General features: G+C 61.7%; 23 protein-coding genes. 6 read left to right on the top strand and 17 right to left on the bottom strand.

Translation table 11 applies throughout. The features are described 5' to 3' along the window. Nucleotides 1-88 precede the first annotated feature (88 nt). Entirely contained in the window at nucleotides 89-1234 is a 1146-nt protein-coding gene (locus tag VGF98_10585) for an alanine--glyoxylate aminotransferase family protein (protein HEY1682072.1), read from the top strand. On the opposite strand, the gene VGF98_10580 is transcribed toward VGF98_10585, so the two are convergent. The 5 genes from VGF98_10580 to VGF98_10560 all read right to left on the bottom strand — a co-directional run bounded on the left by VGF98_10580 (nucleotide 1231) and on the right by VGF98_10560 (nucleotide 6502). Beyond that, the gene (locus VGF98_10580; protein ID HEY1682071.1) at nucleotides 1231-1773 is read right to left on the bottom strand and encodes a CvpA family protein; all 543 of its coding nucleotides are present in this window, start codon (nucleotides 1771-1773) and stop codon (nucleotides 1231-1233) included. The two genes, VGF98_10585 and VGF98_10580, sit on opposite strands and share 4 nt — an antisense overlap. Continuing rightward, nucleotides 1770-4136 carry a phenylalanine--tRNA ligase subunit beta gene (gene pheT, locus VGF98_10575; GenBank protein ID HEY1682070.1) on the bottom strand — a complete coding sequence of 789 codons (2367 nt, stop codon included), beginning with the start codon at nucleotides 4134-4136 and terminating at the stop codon, nucleotides 1770-1772. The genes VGF98_10580 and pheT overlap by 4 nt, the downstream gene beginning before the upstream one ends. 15 nt (nucleotides 4137-4151) lie before the next feature. After that, nucleotides 4152-5186 carry a phenylalanine--tRNA ligase subunit alpha gene (gene pheS, locus VGF98_10570; protein HEY1682069.1) on the bottom strand — a complete coding sequence of 345 codons (1035 nt, stop codon included), beginning with the start codon at nucleotides 5184-5186 and terminating at the stop codon, nucleotides 4152-4154. Between the two features lie 327 nt (nucleotides 5187-5513). Further along, nucleotides 5514-6299: an RNA methyltransferase gene (locus VGF98_10565; GenBank protein ID HEY1682068.1), complete on the bottom strand. Its 786-nt coding sequence runs from the start codon at nucleotides 6297-6299 to the stop codon at nucleotides 5514-5516. Next, a complete protein-coding gene (locus tag VGF98_10560) occupies nucleotides 6296-6502 on the bottom strand; it encodes a hypothetical protein (protein ID HEY1682067.1) in 207 nt (68 codons plus the stop codon). The genes VGF98_10565 and VGF98_10560 overlap by 4 nt, the downstream gene beginning before the upstream one ends. A gap of 48 nt (nucleotides 6503-6550) precedes the next feature. On the opposite strand from VGF98_10560, the gene VGF98_10555 reads away from it, so the two are divergent. Next, complete coding sequence (locus VGF98_10555) at nucleotides 6551-7108, top strand: NUDIX hydrolase (GenBank protein ID HEY1682066.1); 558 nt, start codon at nucleotides 6551-6553, stop codon at nucleotides 7106-7108. Between the two features lie 61 nt (nucleotides 7109-7169). Next, nucleotides 7170-7442 (top strand): hypothetical protein, encoded by a 273-nt coding sequence (locus VGF98_10550; protein ID HEY1682065.1) that lies wholly within the window; start codon nucleotides 7170-7172, stop codon nucleotides 7440-7442. A 5-nt stretch (nucleotides 7443-7447) separates the two neighbouring features. Here VGF98_10550 and VGF98_10545 read toward each other — a convergent pair whose 3' ends face one another. The 7 genes from VGF98_10545 to VGF98_10515 all read right to left on the bottom strand — a co-directional run bounded on the left by VGF98_10545 (nucleotide 7448) and on the right by VGF98_10515 (nucleotide 13703). Further along, the gene (locus VGF98_10545) at nucleotides 7448-8872 is read right to left on the bottom strand and encodes a serine hydrolase domain-containing protein (protein ID HEY1682064.1); all 1425 of its coding nucleotides are present in this window, start codon (nucleotides 8870-8872) and stop codon (nucleotides 7448-7450) included. 74 nt (nucleotides 8873-8946) lie between these two features. Continuing rightward, nucleotides 8947-9306 (bottom strand): 50S ribosomal protein L20, encoded by a 360-nt coding sequence (gene rplT, locus VGF98_10540; GenBank protein HEY1682063.1) that lies wholly within the window; start codon nucleotides 9304-9306, stop codon nucleotides 8947-8949. Between the two features lie 12 nt (nucleotides 9307-9318). Continuing rightward, nucleotides 9319-9480, bottom strand: coding sequence for a 50S ribosomal protein L35 (locus tag VGF98_10535; protein ID HEY1682062.1), 162 nt, complete (start codon nucleotides 9478-9480; stop codon nucleotides 9319-9321). Further along, nucleotides 9440-10201, bottom strand: a complete 762-nt coding sequence (gene infC, locus VGF98_10530) for a translation initiation factor IF-3 (protein HEY1682061.1) — start codon at nucleotides 10199-10201, stop codon at nucleotides 9440-9442. The genes VGF98_10535 and infC overlap by 41 nt, the downstream gene beginning before the upstream one ends. Before the next feature lie 301 nt (nucleotides 10202-10502). After that, nucleotides 10503-12140, bottom strand: coding sequence for a cytochrome c oxidase subunit I (ctaD, locus tag VGF98_10525; protein ID HEY1682060.1), 1638 nt, complete (start codon nucleotides 12138-12140; stop codon nucleotides 10503-10505). A gap of 51 nt (nucleotides 12141-12191) precedes the next feature. Then, a complete protein-coding gene (locus VGF98_10520) occupies nucleotides 12192-13445 on the bottom strand; it encodes a hypothetical protein (GenBank protein HEY1682059.1) in 1254 nt (417 codons plus the stop codon). Between the two features lie 6 nt (nucleotides 13446-13451). Next, nucleotides 13452-13703 carry a ferredoxin family protein gene (locus tag VGF98_10515; GenBank protein HEY1682058.1) on the bottom strand — a complete coding sequence of 84 codons (252 nt, stop codon included), beginning with the start codon at nucleotides 13701-13703 and terminating at the stop codon, nucleotides 13452-13454. A 72-nt stretch (nucleotides 13704-13775) separates the two neighbouring features. Between VGF98_10515 and VGF98_10510 the strand changes: the two genes are divergently transcribed. Together VGF98_10510 and VGF98_10505 are read left to right on the top strand one after the other, a co-directional pair. Then, on the top strand, nucleotides 13776-14705 hold the full coding sequence (locus VGF98_10510; protein HEY1682057.1) for a DUF2249 domain-containing protein: 930 nt from the start codon (nucleotides 13776-13778) through the stop codon (nucleotides 14703-14705). Between the two features lie 107 nt (nucleotides 14706-14812). Next, entirely contained in the window at nucleotides 14813-16678 is a 1866-nt protein-coding gene (locus VGF98_10505) for a hypothetical protein (GenBank protein HEY1682056.1), read from the top strand. A gap of 11 nt (nucleotides 16679-16689) precedes the next feature. Here the strand turns inward: VGF98_10505 and rocD are convergent, their stop codons facing one another. Further along, a complete protein-coding gene (rocD, locus tag VGF98_10500) occupies nucleotides 16690-17901 on the bottom strand; it encodes an ornithine--oxo-acid transaminase (GenBank protein HEY1682055.1) in 1212 nt (403 codons plus the stop codon). A 109-nt stretch (nucleotides 17902-18010) separates the two neighbouring features. On the opposite strand from rocD, the gene VGF98_10495 reads away from it, so the two are divergent. Further along, nucleotides 18011-18895 carry an alpha/beta fold hydrolase gene (locus VGF98_10495; protein HEY1682054.1) on the top strand — a complete coding sequence of 295 codons (885 nt, stop codon included), beginning with the start codon at nucleotides 18011-18013 and terminating at the stop codon, nucleotides 18893-18895. Here VGF98_10495 and VGF98_10490 read toward each other — a convergent pair. The 4 genes from VGF98_10490 to VGF98_10475 all read right to left on the bottom strand — a co-directional run bounded on the left by VGF98_10490 (nucleotide 18783) and on the right by VGF98_10475 (nucleotide 22874). Then, nucleotides 18783-19415 (bottom strand): DNA-3-methyladenine glycosylase I, encoded by a 633-nt coding sequence (locus VGF98_10490; GenBank protein ID HEY1682053.1) that lies wholly within the window; start codon nucleotides 19413-19415, stop codon nucleotides 18783-18785. The genes VGF98_10495 and VGF98_10490 overlap by 113 nt on opposite strands. 33 nt (nucleotides 19416-19448) lie before the next feature. Beyond that, the gene (locus VGF98_10485) at nucleotides 19449-19826 is read right to left on the bottom strand and encodes a hypothetical protein (GenBank protein HEY1682052.1); all 378 of its coding nucleotides are present in this window, start codon (nucleotides 19824-19826) and stop codon (nucleotides 19449-19451) included. Nucleotides 19827-19890: 64 nt separating this feature from the next. Beyond that, a complete protein-coding gene (locus VGF98_10480; protein HEY1682051.1) occupies nucleotides 19891-21405 on the bottom strand; it encodes a glycosyltransferase family 39 protein in 1515 nt (504 codons plus the stop codon). After that, complete coding sequence (locus tag VGF98_10475; protein HEY1682050.1) at nucleotides 21402-22874, bottom strand: DUF2723 domain-containing protein; 1473 nt, start codon at nucleotides 22872-22874, stop codon at nucleotides 21402-21404. The genes VGF98_10480 and VGF98_10475 overlap by 4 nt, the downstream gene beginning before the upstream one ends. Nucleotides 22875-22898 lie beyond the last annotated feature (24 nt).

Raw genomic sequence — 22898 nt, 5'->3', positions numbered from 1 at the left:
CGGAAGCCAACAATGCGGGGTCGCGAAAGCGGCTCCGCATTTGTTTTTCGCGCGGGGACATCGTACTTCGGGAGCGTATCGTCTGAGCGTGAAGCCGTTACTGCTGCTCCCCGGACCGGTGACCGTCGCGGCGCCGGTGTTAGAAGCGATGCTGCAGCCGATGATCAATCATCGTGGGGCTCGCTTTCGCGAGTTGCTGGATCGCGTGAGCGCGGCGCTCAAACCGTTATTCGGTACCGGCAACGATGTGTACGTTCTAGGCTCGTCGGGAACCGGGGCGATGGAAGCTTCCATCGTTAATTGCTTTTCACCGGGCGACGTCGTCTTGTCGTGCCCCATCGGCGTCTTCGGACGCCGCTTCGGCGAAATCGCCAAAACGTATGGCTGTTACGTCGAAACGTTGGATACACCAACCGGTAGTGCGGTACGTCCGCAAGCGCTGGCCGAGCGTTTGGATGTCGATGGCGATCGGCGCATCGCCGGTGTGTTATTAACGCACAACGAAACCTCGACCGGAGCGCAAAACGATATGGCCGCGCTTGCGGCAGTGTTGCGTCGCCACGGCGCCCTCTCGCTCGTGGATTCGGTGAGCGGACTTGGCGCCGCGGAGTTTCGTATGGACGAGTGGGGTTACGACGTCGTAACGACCGCCTCACAAAAAGCACTGGCAGCACCACCCGGCGTCGCGATGATCGCACTCAGCGACCGCGCCCGCGCGGCGGTTTCAAAAAGCCGTACGCCGCGGTACTATTTTGACCTCACCAAAGCGCACGAATTTTCACGCGAAGGTCAAACGCCGTGGACGCCACCCGTATCGATCGTGTACGCGCTCGACGTCGCGCTGCAACGATATCACGCCGAAGGAATGGTCGCCGCATTTGCCCGGCACGCGCGCTACGCGCAGGCGGTTCGGGCAGCGTTCGAAGCACTCGGCTGGGCGCTCGTTTCTCAACCCGGCGCGCATTCCGTGACGGTCGTCGCGGCCGTGCCCCCGGCGGGAACCGCGATCGCGCCGTTGCTGGACCGATTGCGCGAGCACTACGGCGTCGTGCTGTCCGGTGGTCAAGGAGAACTCGCTGGAAAAATCGTGCGCTTCGGCACGATGGGCGACATTGCACAAGACGACGTGCTTCACGCGATCGACGCGCTCGAGTCGGCGTTGCGCGATCAAGGCGCCTCGTTCGAACCCGGTGCCGGCGTCGCAGCCGCGCGCGCGGCGTTTCGCCCGGCTTAGAGGTGGTGCCGGTCTAGCAACGGCGCGATGACCGGCTGCGCGAACGGCGGTGCGAACCGTTCGATCGCACTGCCAGCGGTGTCGTCGAACGCCGTAAAATAGCCCACCAATCGCGCGTCGCGAAGCTGCTCGTGCATTTGAGGCGTCAGCGGAAAAAAAAGCGCGACGAATAGCAGCAGCCAAACGACGACCGCGCCTTTCACGACGCCGACCAGCGCTCCGCCCAAAGCATTTCCAATGCCGATGATCGGCAGCTTTGCTATGCGGCCGACGATCGCCGCCAGCACGAGCACCACGACGTAGGCGAAGATTCCCGTCAACAGCATGCCCGCGATGTGCGCGTCTCCCGCCGGCAAATGCGTTAACGACTCGATCTGTCCGTCGGCCGCGCCGTTATACCACCACGGCGCGACGAAGCCGGCGACGATCGCTGCGATGCCGGCGAGTTCGGCTACGAACCCGCGCGAGAATCCCTTGATCGCGGCAGCGGCTATGATGAGCCCGATCGCGATGTCGGGCCAATCGATGCTGCCGCTCACGTTCGAAGCGTCGCTCCGAGTTTCGTATCCAGCGCCTCGCGCGCGCGTTCGATCGCTTCGTCGGCCTGCGCGTCCGTGATCGTTGCGTCGTCGAGCCGCAGAGCGACACGCACCGCCAGACTTTTTTTGTCGGCCGGAATCTGTGGCCCGCGATATTCGTCGAACGCTTCGGCCGACGTGCACGCGGCCCCGATTGCGTCGGCGATCGTACGTTCGACCGTACCGGCGTCGACCGAAGTATCCAGAGTCAACGCTAAATCGCGCGACGTTCCGGGAAACTTCGATGCGGGATGGTAGCGTTTGACCGCGTAGGCCGGCAGTCGATCGAGTGCAACGATGGCGAAATACAGCGGCAAACGCGCGTCGAAGGCCGCCGCTAGGCGAGGATCGATGCAACCGAACGTCGCTAGGCGCGTTCCGTCGATTGTCAGCGCGGCCGTCTTGCCCGGGTGCAAGCCCGGAGCGCTCGCACGTTCGGCCGCGCACGCGCGTCCCGTGAGTCGCTCGAGCAGCGTTGCGCAGTCGCCCTTGAGACGCAAGAAATGCGTGTCGTGCCATGCCGGTTCGTCGAGCGACTCGGCTGCAAATCCAAAAATAGCGCTGTTGCGTTCGTCGATCGCACCGCCGTCATCGCGACGGAACGTGTCGCCGATCTCGAAGACGCGAACCGGGCGATCGATTTGCGCGCAATAGGAAACGAATCCGTCGGCTAGCGACGTGCGAAGAAAGCGTTGATCCTCGGAAAGCGGATTGCGCACTTCCACCGCGGCATCTGCGAACGAGAAGCCGGCGCGTCGAACGCGCTCGAGCTCGTTTGACGGGCGCAGCGAGTACGTCACGATTTCGCGATAATCGAGGGCCGCTAACGCGTTCGCCGCATCCCGTTCGCGATCGAACGAATCGCTGGAGATCGCGTGCGGCGCGACGCTCGGCACGGTTGCGTCGATCCGGTCGTAGCCTTCCATGCGGGCGACTTCTTCGATTAGGTCGGCAGCGATGACGAGATCGCGTCGCCACCACGGCGGCGTAACGTCGAATGTGTCGCCAGACTGTGCGACGCGACAGCCGAGCGATTCGAGTTCGCCGGCAATACGTTGCGCGGGCACTTCCAATCCCAGCAGTCGCTTCACATCGCGCGTGCGTAACGCGATCGGGGCGGCGTCTTCGAGCTCCTCGCCATACGCTCTGGGCTGCGACGCCGTCGCTCCCATATGCACCAACAGCCACGCCGCCCGCGCCGCTCCAAAATCGGCCAGACGCGGGGGTAGCGTTTTCTCGTGCCGCGCTGCGGCTTCGGTACGCAGTCCCAACGCTTTCGCCGCGCGGCGCACGCGCGAGCCTTCGAAGGTGGCGGCTTCGAGCACGATCGTCGACGTGGAAGACGAGACTTCGGAGTCGCGGCCGCCCATCACGCCCGCAACCCCCAACGCGCGCTGCTGGTCGGCAACGACGAGCGTTGACGGCGCAAGCCTTCGTTCGACATCGTCGAGTGTGACGATCGTCTCGTCTTGGTGCGCGTCGCGTACGGTGAGCGTCGAACCCGCAACTCGGCCTGCGTCGTAGAAATGCAGTGGTTGGCCGGTTTCGAGCATCACGTAGTTCGAAACGTCGACCACGTTATCGATCGGCCGCTGGCCCGCTAACGCCAATCGCACGCGCATCCACGCCGGCGCGACGCCGGCGTGCAGTTCCCCAAATTGCTGCACCACGAAGCGCGTGCATCCAGTCGAAGCGAGGTCGACCACAATACCGGGATCTCCGTTCGCGCGTACGTCGCCGGCCTCGAGGAGTTCGGGTAGGCGCAACGGACAACGATAGGATGCAGCCAGCTCGCGTGCGATTCCGAGCATCGACATCGCGTCGACGCGATTGGTTGTGATTTCCACATCGAACACCGGATCGTTGAGGCCGAACAGCGCCACCGCATCGGCTCCGGCCGGCGTCTCGGGATCGAGCTGCAAAATGCCGTCCTCGAACCACTCGGCCGGCAAAGCCAACTCTTCGGCCGAAATCATCATGCCTTGCGACGCGATGCCGCGCATGGTGCGGGGAGCGATGGTCAACTGCGGGAGACGCGCACCGATTCTCGCCACGGCGATCGTCTGCCCTGCCGCGACGTTGGTCGCGGCCGTTGCGATCGTGAGCGGCTCGTCGTCGCCGGCATCGATGCGTGCCACCTGTAAACGGTCTGCGTTGGGATGTTTAGCGATGTCGAGCACTTTGCCGACGGCCACGCCTGTGATGTCTGGCCGGCGTTCGATTTCCGCGACTGGAAATCCAAGCGACGCAAGTCGATCGGCGATCGATCCGGCATCGTCGGGCAGATCGACGAACTCACGCAGCCACCCAATGGGAACGCGCATCCTACAACGACTTCCTTACTGCAGTGCGGCGAGAAAAGCGGGATCGGAGTTGATGAATCGGCGGATGTCGTCGACCTCGTATCGCGCCAACGCCAATCGTTCGACTCCAAATCCGAAGGCCCAACCGGTGTACGTTTCGGGATCGTAGTTCACGTAACGCAACACCGACGGATGCACCATTCCGCACCCGCCGAGTTCGATCCAACCCGAACCTCCGCACATACCGCAGGTTTGCGCGTGGCCTCCGCAGCGCGGACACGTCGTGTCGACCTCAGCGCTCGGTTCGGTGAAGGGAAAGAACGACGGCCGGAAACGAACGTTCTGCGCCGGGCCGAACAGCTCGCGGCACATTGCTTCCAGCATTCCTTTGAGATGCCCGAAGTGCACGCCCTCTGCCACCATCAGTCCTTCGATCTGGTGGAACTGGAACAGATGGCGCGCGTCGACTGCATCGCGACGGTAGCAACGCCCCGGCGCGATGATCGCGATCGGCGGTCGATGCTGTTGCATGGTGCGCACTTGCACCGGCGATGTGTGCGGCCGCAGCAGCAGCGAATCGGTGAGCCAGAACGAGTCGAATCCTTCGCGCGCCGGATGATCCGGCGGAATATTCAACGCGTCGAAATTATAATAGTCCGGCTCGACTTCGGGACCGGTAACGATTGCGAAGCCGTGCGAACGAAAATACGCGCACACATCTTCGACCACACGCCGGAGCGGGGAAATCGATCCTTCGGCCGGTCGAATCGCCGGGAACGTGACGTCGATCGATTCTTCCAACTGCGACTCGAGCGCGCGGTTGCGCTGCACGGCAGCTGCGTCGTCGAGCATCGCCTCCATCGCCGCCACGGCCTCGTTGATGACGCGCCCGGCGTCGGGCCGTTCGGACGGCGGCAGCGCACCGATTTGCCGGCGCACGTTGGTGACTTCTCCGCTGCGCCCCAAGTACGCGACGCGCGCGGCTTCGAGTGCCCGCTCGTCTTCGGCGCGTTCGATGGTTGTGGCGAATCGCTGCCGTACGTCTTTGAGACTCATCTCCAGCCCGTTCACGATGCTCCATTTCGCGTGCGTGCGGGCGGCACAATTTGAAAACGCCCGGTGTTCATTCTACCGGGCGTTTTCAAAGCTGACGCTGACTTCTCCGGTCGTCAGCTCGGACTCGTTGCCGGGGGTATCTGGCGATATGCCAGGTAGGCATCGATCGAACCCGTTTGAGAGAAAAGTTTCCAGAAGAAAGTAGCGGTCATTGGCGCTTCGGTCTCCTTGTTAGCCGTCGATTCCGTGCGGCCGGGTCGAGGAATGTCGTGAGTATAGCACGCAGGTTTTTACCCGGGTAGTCTTGACTTTTTGGGCCGAAACCGCTCTCTTGACAAATTCTCAGATGAGCCGTTTTCCGCCAGACCGAGCGACCTCGTAGAAAGCAATCGAGCCCGCGACTGCTGCGTTAAGACTCTCCGCCGCGCCACCGATCGGGATGCCGGCGAAACGCTCGCAAAGCGCCTCCCAGGCCCCCAGCCCGCGGCGTTCGTGGCCGACGACCATCGCGGTTCGTTCCGGCCAATCGACCTCGTGGAGAGGCTGTGCGCCCGCCCGAAGGCCGATCGCAGTGAAACCGCTCGACGCGGCCGCCTGGGCGAAACCGTCGGGCGTCGCGACGGCGATCTTGAGGCGGAAAAATGCGCCCATACCGGCCCGCACCACTTTGGGCGAAAACGGATCCACCCCGCCATCGCCAAAAACCGCGCCGCGCGCCTCGAACGCGTCGGCCGAGCGAAGGAGGGTGCCGGCATTGCCCGGGTCGTTCAGGCCGGCAAGCACGGCTACCAACCCCGCGCCGTCCAGCAATGCCTCCAACGGGGCTTGTTTCGCGTGAGCCACCGCCAGCAGACCGGCCGGCGTTTCGACGTCTGAAATCTTCGCAAAGCTGCGTTCGCTTACGATGTGAACGGGAATGCCGGACGCCCGTTCGGTGAGGTCCGAGTGGGCATCGAGCGCGGCTTGCGTGACGTACAGCTCGTCGATCGGCGTTCCGGCGCGCAACGCTTCGTCCAGCAAGGTCGGGCCTTCAAAAGCAAATTGCTTGTGCCGACGGCGGCCCTTGGCGGTCTTGAGCGATGCGACGCGGGTCAACCGATCCGACTGCGCTCCAAGCGGGGCGATCACGGCGGCGGAGGCCGTCCGAATTTAGCGCGCGTCGCGATCAGCACCAGCGCTGCAAAAAGCCCGGCCACCGCGATCGCGACCTTATCGTTGAAATGATGCGGAACCACGAAAATGACCATGGCGTAAACGGCGATCGCAAACACCGCCAAAAAATACGCCAGCCATCCGATTTCCACGGCAATCGAGGAGCGCGCAGGCTTCACTCCACGTGCTACGAGGCGGGGCAGCGAGGTTCCGCCAACAGCGCGAGAATGCCCGAATCGGTACGCGTCGTTTCTTCTCGCCCGGCGTACGAAGGACGCGTCTTCGATGTCCGCGTCGACGAGATTCAATACGCCTCCGAACCACCGCACCGCATCGACGTCGTGGAGCACGGTGGTTCGGTCGCAATCGCGGCGTTGCAGGACGACGGTTCGATCGTGCTCGTGCGACAGTACCGTCACGCCGTTGGCCAGTACGTATGGGAATTGCCGGCCGGAGCGGTCGATCCAGGTGAAGATGCGCGAGACGCAGCGTTGCGCGAATTGCGTGAGGAGACGGGCTACAGGGCCGCGCGGATCGAGCTGCTTGCGTCGATCTATCCGACGCCCGGATTTTGCGACGAAGTCGTACACGTGTTCGTGGCGCACGATTTAGTGCAAGGCGCACGGGCGCTCGATGAGGACGAGCGAATTGACGTACGAGAGATTTCGGTCGACCAAGCGTGGCGCTTGGTTACCGAGCGAGTATGCGACGCGAAAACGGCGCTCGCGTTGCTGTGGTTGAAGGCGCGAGACAACGAACTGCGAAGCGGGACGACTCGGTCGTAGACCGTAGTCATCGTTTCGCGTCGAGTTGCTACGACGCGAGCATCCGCGTTGGAGGGACCTCGTGGAAATACCGAGCGATATCGACGCCGTTCTCAAACGACTGTTGTATGCCGGTCGTGCCGATGGAGAAACGGCACTCGCACCTGAAGACGAAGCCTATCTAACGTCGTTAATCGCCGCAGTTCGTTCCGGCCGCCGCGCGGTGTTGGTGGTTGAGGATGCCGACGAGCGATTGCGTTATATGTTTAGCAACGCGACGCGCGCCGAGGCCGTCACGATGCTCGGCAAAGTCGTCGAGGCGACTGGGCGCCGCTTAGCGGAAGGCGAGGAGTAAGCTCCTCAGTTCACCAGATAGAGGCCGTCGATTTTGCCGTCGGCGGTTACCGCGAACCGGCAGTGATATTGGGCTTTAGCAAATCGAACCAAAAGCACGTATTGCGTGTCGCCATTGGTCTGTTGCGAACTTGAAACGGGCACGATGCTTTGCAGTTTTCCGAGTGCGGCAACATCCGCGCGCGATACGACTTGATCGCTGAGATACCGGCTAAACGACGGCGTTAATTCCGTCCGGTCGATGTTCTTATCGGCGAGGCGCTGCAGCCATTCGCGAACGCGCGCGATCACCGCGTTGTCGAGATTTGCCGTTTGAGCGGGATCGAACGCATCTAAGACGTGCGATGCGACGTCGATCGGCGCGACCACGCGTCCTCCATTCAGCGAATCGGTGTTGGCTAGCACGATGACGGCGTCGTGGCGATCTAGCAACAACGCATTTGCGGCGGAATAACCTGGAGTCTGATCGGCGTACCATGCGTAGCGACCACCGCCGCGACGATCGATGACCCAACCCATACCGTACTGCGTGGCTTGCGATGTGGCGGCGGCCGTAAACATCGTTCGAACGGCGTCGTCGCGCAAGAGGATCGGCATTTCGACGTCCCATTTTGCGAGATCCCCGACCGTTGTTACGAGCCCGCGATCGCCGGCGAGCCAAGCGGGATCGAACGGTTTGGCAGTCTCGAACGGACCGCCGCGCGCAGCTTTGGTATATCCCGTCGCGACGCTCGGCGAAATGCCGGTGTCGCCCGCCAAAAACGTGTGTTCCATTACCAGCGGTACGAAAATTCGCTGTTGCAGAAAATCGGAGAGCGGCTCGCCCGAAACGTTCTCGACGATCATGCCCGCCACCAGAAAATTCAGCGGATTATCGGCGTAGACGCTACCCGGCGGGGAGGCCGGTTTCAACTGATCGACTGCCGCGATCAGATCGGCCGCGCGAACGGAACGGGTGAAATCGTCGAGCGGCGCCGTCAAACCGCTGGGTACCGGAAGGCCGGACGTTTGCGTGAGCAGCTGGCCGAGGCTCACATCCGCTGCAACATGCAGCGCCGGCACGTATTTGTCGACCTTATCGTCGAGCCGCAGCTTGCCGTCCTGAACCAGCAGCAACACGGCGGCCGCAGTAAACTGGCGTGTGATACCGGCGGCAAAAAACTCGGTGTCGGCCGTGACCTGCACGTGGTGCGCGATGTTGGCGTAGCCGAACCCGTGCGAGTAGACGAGTGCGCCGTCCCGGACGACAGCGATGGCCATGCCCGGCGTCCTGCCTTCGGCGACCTCGCGCTGGGCCAGCGTCGCGACCCGCGATTCGAACCCCGGAGCGTGGGCCGGCCGGGTCGGTGCCGCCTGCGCGGGCATCACAATGGAGCCGGCCAGCATAGCGCCGGCCAGCCATGCAAAAAACGCAAAGGCTCGAAGGTTCATGGCAGAAGGTTAGATGCTAAGCGGCGCATAGCCTCGGAAGGCAACACGCCGCTTTGCAGATCAGCCGTCCGGAGCTACTTCCCGACGGCCTGCTTCGCTAGGTTCATAAGCGAGCCGAAGGCGGCGCGATCCGACACGGCCAGGTCGGCAAGGGCCTTTCGGTTGACGGTGACGCCCGACTTCTTCAGGCCGTTCATGAAGACCGAGTACGACAGACCCTCGCTGCGCACGGCCGCGTTGATACGGCTGATCCACAGCGAACGGAACTCACGTTTGCGGACGCGGCGGTCGCGGAACGCGTAGGCCAGCGACTTGAGCAGCGCTTCGTTCGCGACGCGGTAGTTGCGTCGGCGGGCGGCGCGGAAGCCTTTGACCAGCTTCATCACCTTGCGGCGATGCTTGAGACCGTGGACTCCTCGCTTAATTCTTGCCATGACGCAGCCCCCTTATACCAGGTACGGAATCGTCGGCGCCAAGCGCTTCAGATCGCCTTTGAAGGTCGGTTGGTCTTTACGGAAGTTGCGCTTGCGCTTACGCGTCTTCTTGCTGAGGATGTGACCGCAGCCGCTAAATTGATGGCGATGGAGAACTTTCCCGGTCCCCGTCACTTTGACGCGTTTGGCCGTTCCCCGGTGAGTTCGTATCTTGGGCACTGGTCTGTTCCTCCAATAGTTCGTGGTCGTCGAGATTGTCGTCGAGGTCTGCGTCATCGGACTCTTCCACCGGCTCGGCGTCCTTCTCACGCCCGAGGGGCGAGAACTTCGGTGGTCCGGTGGGCACCGCTCGCGGCGCCAGAATCATGAACATATTCCGCCCCTCGAGGCGGGCTTCGCGTTCGAGCGTTGCGAGCGGAGACATATCTTCCGCCATTCGATCGAGCAGCCGGCGCCCGAAGCTCGTGTACGTGATCTCGCGTCCGCGAAACATGATCGTCACTTTGATCTTGCTTCCGTCGATCAGCAGGCGCTCTGCCATGCGCGCCTTCGTCTCGTAGTCGTGCGTCTCGATTTTCGGACGCAACTTGACTTCCTTGAGTTCGAAGTGGCGCTGCTTCTTGCGAGCGTCCTTATCTTTCTTCGACTGTTCGTATTTCAGTCGTCCATAGTCGGCGATCTTGCACACCGGCGGCTGGGCGTTGGGCGAGACCTCGATCAGGTCGAGCCCGGCGCCGCGAGCGCGCGCAAGGGCGTCCTCGGTCGCCATGATTCCAAGCTGTTCGCCGTTATCGTCGATCACGCGGACCGAACGAATGCGGATTTGATCGTTGATGCGGAGCGGTCGTGCTATGGCATATCTCCAGAAAAAGAAAAAAGGGCGTTGCCTCGGCAACTCCCCACCACGCGAAAGCCGGCCGGCGACTTCCTCGAGTGAAGACCGGATCGCCCTTGGGCATCCGGTGAGCGGAACGGCTAGGCCGTGGACCGCTGCTTCGGCTCGCAGATGATATCACGCCGCCTGGGGGTGGTGTCAACGTCGCGAATCGCGCCAGAAGCAGTACGCCATCGTATTGCTGAGGGCCCACGGGTGGTTCGGCAGTCGCCCGCGGGCCGAAAGAGCGGCTGACGCCGCCGGCGTTGGAGGCGCTATTGGCCATCTGGCAAGCGTCCGCCGGCGGAGAAAAACTGCTGCCTTAGGGAGACGTGGGTTCGAAATCTCGGTACGGAAGCGGCTGAGAGTAGTCGTACGGTAAACCGTATACGGTCGGGATCCGAGCAAAATTGTAATACGGCGGTGGCGACGCGATCTGCCATTCTAACGTGCGGGCGCCCCACGGATTGGAGCCGGACTTCTTGCCGTACCGTACGCTCCAGACGAGGTTCGCAAAAAACAACAGCACGCCGACGCCCATAACGTACGAGGAGATCGACGAAAAGCGATTCCAAAACTCGAACTGCGGATCGTACGTGGCCACCCACCGCGGCATGCCCATCACGCCGAGCCAATGCTGGGGGAGAAACGTGCCGTTAAAGCCGAGAAAGAATAGCGCGAAGTGCCACTTGCCAATCGTTTCATTCAGCAGTCGACCCGACATTTTCGGAAACCAATAATACATGCCGGCAAAGATGCCCATCATGCTTCCGCCGACCAGTACGTAATGGAAATGGGCGACGACGAAATACGTACCGTGCACGTCTAAATCGTAGGGAACGGCCGCCAAAAAGACACCCGTGATGCCGCCGCAGGTAAACAGCGCCACGAACCCGATCGCAAAGAGCATCGCGGTCGTGAAATGCAGTTTGCCGCCCCACAAGGTCGCCGTCCAAGAGAAGATCTTTATGCCGGTCGGAATACCGATGATAAAGGTGATGATCATGAACGGCAACTGCAAGTACGGCGCCAGCCCAGACGTAAACATATGATGCGCCCAAACCAAGAAGCTGGCCAAAGCGATCGCCATGGAGGAAAACGCGATGAGCTTGTATCCGAAAATCGGCTTACGCGAGAACGTAGGGAGGATCTCGGATATCATTCCGAAGGCCGGGATAATCATGATGTAGACGGCCGGGTGCGAATAAAACCAGAACATGTGTTGCCAGAGTACGGGGCTTCCGCCCTTTGCCGGATCGAAAAATGGAATGCCGAACTGCCGTTCGAGAAATAATGCGCCCAACGCCGCGGATAACGCGGTGGTTGCAATCATCAACATCGGCGCGGTTGCGAGCTGTCCCCATACGAAGAGTGGCATTCGCGTTAAGGTCATTCCCGGGGCGCGCAGTTTGAGAATCGTGACGATGAAGTTTAGGCCAGTCATCGTCGAACCGATTCCAACTAAGAAAATTGCCGCCGCCCACATCGAGGTGCCGGCACCGCCTTGCAGCGAGATCGGCGGATACTCGGTCCATCCCGCGGTCGGCGCTCCGATCAGGAAGGACGAATACAGCATCAGTCCGGCGACGGGAAATATCCAGAAGGCCAGCATGTTAAGCCATGGGAACGCGACGTCGCGCGCGCCTATCTGCAACGGCATGATGAGATTGCCGAAACCCCCGGTCAGCAGCGGAATGACGACCAGCCAAACCATCGTGCTTCCGTGAATGGTGTACACTTCGTTGTACGTGGCGGTCGATACGAACCCGCCGTTGGCATGCAGCAGCTGCGTCCGGATCGTTTCGGCGAGCAGGCCGCCAAGTGCGAAAAAGATCAATCCGGTTATGATGTATTGAATTCCAATGATTTTATGATCGGTGGAAAAAACGTAGCGGCGAATAAACCCGGCCGGTTCCGGATGAACGTGTCCCTCAATCTGTACCGGCGCCGTGGCGATCATACTCCCAGAGTATCGCTCGCAGCGAGGTGCAGCATTGACTCCCGTCCTATTCTAATTCAGACAAACGTCTTTAGCGCTTCTTGAGATCCTTCGCCGCGTTTTCGCACTCCGATATGCAACGACCGCGTTCGCTACGATACAAACGAAGGCGGCGAAGCCCGTGACGGAAGCGGCTTCGAGCAGTGCGGCATTCGCACGGGCAACCCCCGCCGCACCGACTAGCACGGCGGCCTGGTACGCGCCAACGGTAATCCACGACAATCTGCCATCCAGTACGCAATCCGGGCGCGTGTCGTCATCATCTCCGAGAACGAGCGTCAGCAGCACGCGCACGCCGATGTGGTGGATGTGCGCGATAACGGCACAACCCAGGAGACCAGTTAGAGCGATGTAGACGGCGACCGAGTACGCCGGTGAGAACCATCCGCCAACTAAGGCGAAAACGCCCGCGGCGACTGCGCATACGGCCGACGTCGCCATAAGCACTTGTGGCGGCCGGTGGCGCACCGTCGCGTGCGCCACGACGTACACAACGTCGATCGCAAAAAAGAGCAGACCGACCAACACTATTCCCAGGCCCACGCGCACGATTGCCGCCGACGCAACGGCGGCGCCAACCACCGCACAAAGGATCCCGGTCAACAACAACGTCGCTGACGCGACGTGCAACGGTTTGAAGCGGCGTCTCGGGTCGGCGATCGGGACAAGCGTGCGTGCCCACACGCCTAGGAGCAACAGGGTTAGCCACCCGCCGATGCCGAGCAGCGCATGAACCGCGGGCAGGCGTAGTAGCAAGTGCGGCGGCAATCGGCCGGTCAGCGCATTCGCGAGTATTCCGCCCAGCATGGCGGTCGCGGTCAGACATAGGAACGGCACCGCAAAAGCGCGCGCCACCAGCGCCGTCGCGCCGCCCTTTCGAATTCCGCGAGCCAGCGGTTCGAACGTCAACGACAGGTATGCCAATACGGTGCATGCCGTCGCCACGGCGCCATATTGGACCAAACGCAGATCGGCGCTCGCGAAGCCGGCGACCAAAACAAACACGGCCAGTAGGAATAGCGGCAGCAGTGCTCGGCAGACAGTCGCCGTCTTCCACCGTACGTCTAGGAACGCCGGAAGGGCGTGCAATAAAATTGCAAATGCAATCGACGTAATCCATCCCAACGCGATGAGATGCAACCACGATAGCACCAGAAACGACACACCGAACGTTCCAGATCGAGCGATCGCAAAGAGCAACGGCCACGACAACCCGAAACACATGATACCGAAAACGAGCGGAAGCGGCGGGATCCACGCGCGCACGGCTAGCTAACCCGGGCGGTCGCGAAAGTAGGCGGCGTTCTTTTCGATAAAGGGCGTCCAACGTTCCGGGACGTCGCTTTCCGCATAAATGGCTTCGACCGGGCAGGCAGACACGCACGCGCCACAGTCGATGCAAACCGCGGGATCTATGTAGAGCATTTCGTCCGCGTCTCCGCCTTGGATGCAGTCGACCGGACACACGTCGACGCACCCGCGGTCCTTGGTACCGATGCAGGGTTCCGTTATCACGTACGGCATATCCTCACGATACGCCGAGCAGCGACTGCTTGCAGCGACCGGTGCTTGCAATCTACGGCGACAAAAGCAATAATGGGCGAAGCGGAAGTTAGACTGGACGTACGATCGATTCCAGTGAAAGAGCGTCACGCACGAATCTTTGCGACGTTCGAGTCGTTAAGTCCAGGCCGCACGCTCACCGTCGTAAGCGACCACGAGCCGCGCCCGCTTCGAGCCGAGTTCGCTCAACGCTACCCTGGGAAAACCGTTTGGAACCAGCGACAGATCGGTGACGGCCGGTGGGAAGCGCGAATCGAACGCGTCGCTCACATAGCCGATTCTATTGCGGACACGCTACGGCAGAGTAACATGCTTGCTGGAGCGGGTGAGGCCACCGTGCTCGATCTGGCGCACTACACCCGCCGAGCCGTCATCAAGCGACACCACTGCGTGGTCGAGCAACGCATCAACTGGCCGTACATTGGTCTGGTCGATCGAGGTATGGTGCAGGCGCAAATTCCGACCGCGACGGGCCGCTCGCAAGCCGTCTACGACGCGTTTCCCGGCGATACGTTCGGCGAGTTTGCGTTGCTAGACCGTGGCGCAATCGCATTGCGGTTCGTCGCAGTGCTCGCCGGAACCGCGGTGTTGCTCATCCCGATCGACCGCTTTCGTGCGGTTATGCAGCGCGAGCGGTGCGTCGCCAAAAATATCGAGCAAGCTGCAGCGCAACACGCGCGCGCAACCATCGAGCGTTACACCACACACATCGAGCTTTCTTCAACGGCACGCGTCGCTTCGGCGTTGTTGCCGTTTGCATCTCCCGGCGATGGTTTGACCCTCGCCTCGGCGCATTTGCCGTCGATGACGCAAACAGACTTGGCTACCTCTGCCGGTACCGTAAAGGAAGTCGTCAGTCGAGCGTTGGCGGAGATGGAAGCTTTCGGTGCCGTACGCCGGCAGGCCGGACACATTTATCTTTTAGACCGGGCCAAGCTCTTAACGCTTATACAACGAGGTTAGCTCGTCGAGTGGGAGCGGTGCTGCCCGGTCGGACGACCGCCCCGCGCTTAGGGTAGCGCGAGAACCGAAGCCCGGGGACGGAGCGGGTGGAGCGTGAAGATTGGCGCATGCGATGTATTAGCCGTTTCCTTGTCCCGGTCGCCTTTGCAGTCGTCTTTTCGTTTGCCGCCGCACGCGCTCAGGCGGCCGGCGAACCAATCGTTCTGCGGGTGGACACGTCGGCCGCACCATCGCAGAACGTGGTCACGACGCGCGAGATCATCCCGGTTCGGCCCGGAAAGCTGACACTATACTATCCGAAGTGGCTTCCCGGACAGCATCAGCCGGTCGGCCCGATCGCAAATCTGTCCGGACTCACGATTCGGGCCGGTGGGACGGACCTGGCGTGGCGACGCCAGCCGCTCGACCTGTACGCCATCGACGTCGATGTGCCGGCCGGTGTTAGTTCTATCGAAATCAACGACACCTACCTTGGTGCGACGTTCGGACGATACTCGTCGTCGCGCGTCGCGACGTCGAACATGCTGGTCGTTACGTGGGATGAGAACTTGCTCTACCCATCCACCGGCACGATCCAGAACACGATCTTCCGGCCGACGATCGTGCTGCCCGCGTCCAACTGGCAATATGCGACCGCGCTCCCGGGCGGACGTCGCGATGGGAACGCCGTGACGTTTGCTGACGTCTCGCTCGAGCACCTGATCGACGCGCCGCTGGATGCGGGCGTCAATTATCGGCGCTGGTTGCTGTGGCAGAATGGAAACGCAAGCGCCTATCTCAATGCGTTTGCCGATACGCCCGAAGAGTTAAACGTTTCAGACGCGACGATCGCGCACTATCGCAAGCTCGTTGCCGAGATGCTTGCGATGTATGGGGCGCGCCATTGGCGCAACTACAACTTTTTGTTGACGCTGTCGGATGTGCTGCCGGGCGAAGGCATCGAGCATCACGAGTCGAGCGATGACGGCGGTGGTGGCGACTATCTCACCAACCCGGTCGCATTCGAGCGCGGCGGCGATTTGCTATCGCACGAATTCAATCATTCGTGGGACGGCAAGTACCGCATGCCGGCCGGATTATATCCGTCGAATTTGCAGATTCCGTACGACGACTCACTGCTGTGGGTGTATGAAGGCATGACGCAATACTACGGCAACGTCATGTCGTGGCGCGACGGCATTCGTAAACCCGATACGTACGCCGATCACATCGCGCAACTCTATGCGTATTACGATAATCAGCCGGGCCGGCAGTGGCGTTCGCTGGGCGACGACGCGACGTCCGGACCATTTATCTATAGCGCGCCGCGCGGCTACGGTGCCGAACGCCGCGGCGAAGATTTCTATAGCGAAGCGGAGTTGATGTGGCTTAAGGTCGATAGCATCATCCGTCAGCAAACCAACGACAAATCGTCACTCGACACGTTCGCGAAGGCCTTCTTTGGAAATGGCGGCGACACGGGGCCGGACGTCGTAACGTACGATCGCGACGACGTCATCGCCGGTTTGAATGCGGTTGCGCCCTACGATTGGGCCGGCTTCTTCAAGACCTGGATCGACGATATCGCCGTGCATCCGCCGGACGGTTTTACTGCCGAGGGTTGGAAATTAGTGTACACTGCGACTCCGTCGCATGACGTGCCGAAGGGAAATTTTTGGTTCTCGCTCGGCTTCGGAGCGAACACGGACGGCCTGGTCAACGACGTTCGTCTCGGATCGCCGGCGTGGACGGCGGGGTTGGGAGTCGATACGAAAGTCATCGCCGTCAACGGTCGCTCGTATTCGAGCGATGCACTCTACGATGCGTTACAAACCGCGCGGACCAACCGCAGCCCGGTCGATCTGCTGCTGCTGCATGGCGATACGTATCGCACCATTTCCATTCCGTACTACGACGGGCCGCGCTATCCGCACTTAGTGCGCATCGACGGCACGACAGACCGTTTGTCGGAAGTGATCAAGCCAAAGACGTAGGGGGCGTGGCTTTAGGCCAGCGCCGTGAGTGCCTGGTGGACGCCGTCGAGCAGCAACTCGACGGCGGCATCGTCGATCACCAACGGCGGCGCGATGCGTAAGACCGTTTCCTGCGTGTCTTTTGCAGCGATGCCACGTTCGAGCAGCTCATCCGACACGCGATGCGCCGGAATGGTTAACTCGATCCCGATCAACAACCCGCGTCCGCGAACTTCGACGATCAGCGGCGAGCGCATCGCGCGCAAGCCCTGCATGATCGACGCTCCGGCATAGCGTGCACGAGCGGCGAGATTTTCGTCGACGATGACGTCGAGTGCCGCCTCGGCGACCGCACAGCCCAACGGGTTGCCGCCGAATGTGCTGCCGTGATCGCCCGGACCGAACAAGCTCATGATCGGTTCCGAAGCAAGGGTAGCCGACACCGGGTAAAATCCGCCGCCCAGCGCTTTCCCGACGATCAAGACATCGGGCTTGATGTTATCGTGCGCAAAGGCGAACATGTCGCCGGTTCGACCGAATCCGGTTTGGATCTCGTCGGCGAGCAGCAACGCTTGATGCTCGCGGCATAAGGCCCAAGCACGCTTGATAAATCCGTCGGGCGGAACGTTGACGCCGCCTTCGCCTTGAATCGGTTCGATCAGTACGGCGCACGTGCGCGGCGAAAGGGCGCGTTCGAGCGCGTCGATGTCGCCGAACGGCACCGACACGAAGCCGGGGACGAATGGTCCGAAGCTCTTGCGATACTGCGGCGTCGTACTGGCGCTGATCGCCGACATCGTACGCCCGTGAAAATTATTCGAAAAGACGACGATCTCAGCCGCATCCGGCTCGATGCCTTTGACGTCGTAGCCCCAGCGGCGAGCGAGTTTGATGGCGGTTTCGACCGCCTCGACGCCGGTGTTGGTGGGCAACGCCATGTCGAATCCGCATAGGCGCGTCAATTTTTCGAGGAAGCCCGGCAGCCGATCGTTACGCATCGCCCGCGAGGTTAACGTTACTTTGCGCGCTTGCGCCTCAAGCGCGGCGAGGATCCGCGGGTGTCCGTGCCCCTGATTGACGGCAGAGTACGCACTCACGCAGTCGAGATAGCGTTTTCCATCGACGTCGTACAGCCAAATGCCCTCGGCACGGTCGACGACCAAGTCGAGCGGCTCGTAATTGTGGGCCCCATAGCGGTCTTCGAGTTCGATGAATTCGCGGCTGCGGCTTGAAATCGTGTCCATATCGTTCCGTGGCGCCGCTTGTGTTTACCGGCTGGTCGGCCGGGACCGCGGGGGCGCGCTGCGCCCGCGTTCGAGGAACACTGAGTGTTTTGACTTAAGGACGCCCCTCTTGCCCACCTCTTGGCCACGACTCGAACGCCTGTTGGAGCGCGATCACGCCGCCGTCGAAACGAACGGCCGTACGATCGTGCGACTGCACGACGGTCCGCGCGAGCGCGTGGCGTTGTTGCTCCACGGTCTCACCGCAACCCCGGCGCAGTTCGTACGTTATGCGGACGGCCTGCACGCGCGGGGTTATAACGTCGTTGTTCCGCGGCTGCCGCGCCACGGACACGCCGATCGCATGTCGACGTCGCTCGAACGGCTTCGCCCTGACGAATTGTTGGAGGCCGTCGCGGAGTGCGTCGCGGTCGCAAGCGAACTGGGGTCGCGCGTCACGATTGCGGGATTTTCGCTCGGCGGTTTATTGACCGCTTGGGCGGCGCAGCGGTTCGACGTCGAACGATGCGTTGCGATCGCACCGTTTCTCGGCATCGCGTGGCTTCCGCGTGCACTGACGCCGACGCTGAGCGCACTCGTCCTTCGCCTCCCGAATTTCTTCGCATGGTGGGATCCCATTCAGCGCGGCCGTCACACGCCGGAGCACGGATATCCGCGCTACGCGACGCACTCGATCGCGTACGCGTTGAACATCGCGTCGGAGGTTCTACGCGACGCGGCAAGTAGCGCCCCTCGAGCGGCGCGAATCCTTTTGGTGAACAACCTGAGCGAGACCAGCGTCAACAACCGTGCAACTCGAACGCTCTTCGACCGTTGGTCCGAGCGTCGTCCCGACGCGGTGGAATGGGAAACGATTCGCGGCTTGCCGCTATCGCACGATATTATCGAGCCGCTGCGCCCCGGCGGCCTTTCCGCCCGCGCGTACCAGCAACTGCTGCACTCGATCGATCCGTCAGCTCCGCAAAGCGAAAGCACGACGTTAGGTGGTCGTTGACGAGCCCGACGGCTTGCATGAACGAATAACAGATCGTCGGACCGACGAACTTGAAACCAAGCGAAAGAAGCGCTTTGCTCAGTGCGATCGCCTCGTCGCTGGTGACGGGTAGATCGGCCGATGTTTCTGGTGCGTTGACTTGCGTGCGATCGCCGACGAACGGCCAAACGAAGGCGGCAAACGAACCGTGCTCGCGTGCGACCTCCAGAAACGCCTTGGCATTCGAAACGGTCGAAAGCACCTTGGCACGATTGCGCACGATACCCGGATCGGTGAGGATCTTCTCGATCGTTGTGGATCGCATACGCGCGACGCGTTCGGGTTCGAATTCGTTGAAGACGGTGCGGTACCGGTCGCGTTTGCGCAAGATCGTTTCCCAACTCAAACCGGCTTGCGCGCCTTCGAGCGTAAGGAACTCGAACAGCGTTCGATCGTCGCGGACCGGGACGCCCCATTCCAGGTCGTGGTAGCGCTTCATCTCGTCGCTGCGCGCCCAGCTACAGCGCTGTAGATCGTCCATGACGGCTCCCATTCACGACGATTTGCGCGTTATCTAGGGCGACGGTGACGGGCTCGGCCAAACCGTGCCGTCGGCGTATTTCACGAGCGTGACCTCGCATTTCACCTGGCTCAAGCCGAGCGGCGAGCTTCCGTTCGGCAACGCGAACACGTGATTGATGGTCGCGCCGTTGGCAATCTTGCCTTTGTCGCGCACCGACGTAAGGAGACCGACCGGAGTGCGCACGTCGAAGTCGACTTCGGTAACGGTTTGCGGAGCCGTATTTTTATAGATGATACGCAACGGCGGCGGGTCGAGTTGCGCATGGCAGCTCGTCACCGTGATGTTCGATCCCGCGGTTTGATCCGGGTCGGCGCTCGCGAACGCGGTCGCCACGCCAACCGCCAGCATCGCCAAAAGAAGATATCGCACGATTGGTTCGTTTTAGGGCTAGCCGCGAAAGGCCTGGCACCTCGCGCTGGAACGCTCGTCCCGTCTAGTTGTAGTTTTTCAGTTGCGGCCACAACGCTTGGAGCGTCATCGTGGGGCGGCGGCAAATGGTGATCGGCTGGTGTTGCTCGTACGACATCGTCCACGGGTTGTCGAAGTGTCCGGCTTCGATGGCGCTGGCATAGATATGGCCGTCGGCGAAACAGTGTCCGCCTACTTCGATTAGCACCGAGCCGTCGTAGCCGTGCGGACCCCAGAGCCAGTAATTATTATGACCCGAGACTGCGGTCGGCAGTCCATACGCAGGTCCGAAGAAGTTGATCGCGGACGCCTCTCCGTAATTGCTCGCAAAAATGCCGGCACGCGCCTGCTCGTCAGATCGCAGACTGTAATACACCGTGGCGACTTGCTGCGCGAGCTCCGGCCAGCCGTGCATATCGGCCCAATCGTTTGGGAGCGTCGCGGTCGCGCCTTTCTCGTTTTGCAGCATCGACTTATGAACTCCGAGAGCGTTTTCGACGTGCGCATCGTACGCCGCCATCGCATTCTCGGGCAGTATCGGCAAGCTGAACGGCGTGAAGATCAGTCCGCCGGCGACGACGTAGACCACGACGACCGCGCGCCAAACCGGCCGTCGCACCCATCCCGCAATCGCCACCGCACCCGCCGCGATCAGGATCGGATAGATGTCGCCGGGATAGTAGTCTTTGCCGCCGAGTACGAGCATCATCAACATCAGCAGCACGTAGGCGTATCCGAGAAACCGGACGCCGGCGTCGCGAAGTAGCGCGATCAATCCGATGACCCACACCGGCCACAGAAGCAAATTCGTAATCAGCAGCTGTTGAAAGACGTACAGAACCGGTGACGCGTGGACGTTCTTGTCGTCGTGGCCGTTCTTGAGCAACTCGTACATCGGAAAATGATGGAACGCTTGCCATGCAACGTTCGGCAATCCGATCGACGCAGCTACGCCGATGCCGGCGGCGAACCAGCCCGTAAATAGCACGCGCCGGTGCGGTGTGAGTAACAATCCCACGACGAGCGCGAGCGCAAAAAACACCACCGTGTACTTTGTTTCGAACGCTACGCCGGCTGCGATGCCCGCCGCCAGCCACCAGCGTGGATCTACGCCGCGGACGATGCGTATCGCGTAGAGTGCGATGAGCGGCCACAGCCACAGGCCCGCCATGTCCGGGCCGACCTTCGTGCCGAAGGCCATGAGCACGCCCGCAAAGCCGTATGTCAGCGCCGCCACGGCCTCGGCGAACGCGTCGCCTCCTAACTCGGCTGCGAGGCGGCACGTCACATAAGCGCCGGCGCCGGCGAACGCCGCTGGAATCAAACGCAAGAGAAACAGCGAGTGCCCGAACGACTGCGAGCCGGCGGCTAGCAACGGCGTTAGCGGCGGTTGATCCACATAGCCCCAGGCTGGATGGAACCCGCAAATAATGAAATAGAGTTCGTCGCGGAAGAAGCCGTAGTGCGGATTGCCGGCCGCGTGCACGACGAACACGATTGCGGCCGCGATCCATGCAATGCGGTCCGTTCGTGGCCTCATGGTAAGTGCCGGATGCGGAACAGCTCGTGATACGCGTCGAGCCGGGCGACGCCGATCGCGCCCGGAACGAGCGGTATATTCTGCGGATTCGTCAGAACGAACACCGGTCGTTGGCTCGCCCACACGGTATAGAGGCCCGTGTCCCCTGCGTTATAACCCGAAACGACGATGCGTCCGGGCAGCGAACGGTCGGCGTAGGCGCCGTATCCTAACGATGTCGCGTCCAACCAGCCGTCGACGATCACCACACCTCCGGGTGGAACGTACCGACGCACTGCGTTGATGATCCACCGGCCGCCCTCGCCACTACGGTGCTGAAAATAACTTCGTCGCGCGTACAGCGCGTTGCCGGCGCCGATCGATAGAAAAACGAGATATGCAACGCCCAGCAGCGCGTATCGCCGGCCGGCCGCGACCGGGTTCGGCAATGCGGCCGCGAGCAACGGTACGGCGAGCCAAGTACCCAACAACCGGTAACGGAACACATCGGCTTCGTTCGCATACGTCACGGAGAAAACGAGCGCCGCCAAACATGCGAAGACGAGGACGGCAGTTCTTTTCCAATCGCGCTTCCACATCGCGACCGCGCCCACAGCGACCGCGATCAGCGCGAACGCTCCGAAGCCTGTGCCGATCGCTTCAAAAAACGCCAAGAGCGCGTCTTGCAGACGCAGTGGATTGAGCGACGCCAACGCATACCCCGGCGCACCGGACTGGCTTCCGCTCAACTCGGCGAACAGGCCGGTCGCGGTGCTGGGATCGTTGTAATTCCAAAAAATACCGCCGGCAGCACCGCGTAAGACGTGCGTCGGATCGAGTCCGTGCGCCACGACATACGCCGAGCGTAACGGTAGATACAGATATAGCCCGATGGCGGCGATCGCCACTGCGCCACCGAGCAAAGCGAGTCGCCCCGACGGCCTTTGCGCTGCGATACAACATCCCACGACCATCGCCGGTGCGATCCATATCGCGTTCGGATGGGATGCGACGCCAAGTCCGAATAGCAGCCACGCCATCACGAACGCGGCTGCCGATCCGCTGCGCATCCATCGCAAGAACGACAGCATTGCGAGCGCGGCGCACGTTACCGCAACGACCTGCGCTTCGGCACGCACCGAATGCGACCAAACGACTTCGACGAATGCAAACCACCACGCAGCGACCATCGCAACCGGTGGCCACGCATCGAATTCGAGCGCGACCAGATAGCCCGCTAACGCGGTAATCGCACCGGCGACTCCACACAAAGCGTTGAGACGGAACGCGATCGAGTCGAACGCGAGCACGTGCGACCATACATACCCGAGTAAAACGTAGAATGGGAAGCCGGTCGGATGCGCGATGCCCATGATATAGGGCACGCCTTGTAATTCGGCTGTGTCCCACGCGGCGGGCTCGTGCGAAGCGCCGGCGATATAGGCGATCGCCGGTAGCAGGAACGCCGCCAAGCCGCACAGGCGACGCAAACGCGTCGCATCGCCTGTGGGCCG

This window comes from Candidatus Tumulicola sp. (genome assembly GCA_036490475.1).
GTDB lineage: Bacteria > Vulcanimicrobiota > Vulcanimicrobiia > Vulcanimicrobiales > Vulcanimicrobiaceae > Tumulicola.
The sequence above is the reverse complement of the archived record's forward strand: the minus strand, read 5'-3'. Positions and strand labels throughout refer to the sequence as shown.

What these genes read in the sequence shown, in the direction of transcription:
- rplT (HEY1682063.1), bottom strand. Translation starts at nt 9,306, where the DNA reads ATGGCAAGAATTAAGCGAGGAGTCCACGGTCTCAAGCATCGCCGCAAG.
- VGF98_10545 (HEY1682064.1), bottom strand. Translation starts at nt 8,872, where the DNA reads ATGAACCTTCGAGCCTTTGCGTTTTTTGCATGGCTGGCCGGCGCTATG.
- pheT (HEY1682070.1), bottom strand. Translation starts at nt 4,136, where the DNA reads ATGCGCGTTCCCATTGGGTGGCTGCGTGAGTTCGTCGATCTGCCCGAC.
- VGF98_10510 (HEY1682057.1), top strand. Translation starts at nt 13,776, where the DNA reads ATGGGCGAAGCGGAAGTTAGACTGGACGTACGATCGATTCCAGTGAAA.
- VGF98_10505 (HEY1682056.1), top strand. Translation starts at nt 14,813, where the DNA reads ATGCGATGTATTAGCCGTTTCCTTGTCCCGGTCGCCTTTGCAGTCGTC.
- VGF98_10515 (HEY1682058.1), bottom strand. Translation starts at nt 13,703, where the DNA reads ATGCCGTACGTGATAACGGAACCCTGCATCGGTACCAAGGACCGCGGG.
- ctaD (HEY1682060.1), bottom strand. Translation starts at nt 12,140, where the DNA reads ATGATCGCCACGGCGCCGGTACAGATTGAGGGACACGTTCATCCGGAA.
- VGF98_10480 (HEY1682051.1), bottom strand. Translation starts at nt 21,405, where the DNA reads ATGAGGCCACGAACGGACCGCATTGCATGGATCGCGGCCGCAATCGTG.
- VGF98_10555 (HEY1682066.1), top strand. Translation starts at nt 6,551, where the DNA reads ATGCCCGAATCGGTACGCGTCGTTTCTTCTCGCCCGGCGTACGAAGGA.
- VGF98_10490 (HEY1682053.1), bottom strand. Translation starts at nt 19,415, where the DNA reads ATGGACGATCTACAGCGCTGTAGCTGGGCGCGCAGCGACGAGATGAAG.
- rocD (HEY1682055.1), bottom strand. Translation starts at nt 17,901, where the DNA reads ATGGACACGATTTCAAGCCGCAGCCGCGAATTCATCGAACTCGAAGAC.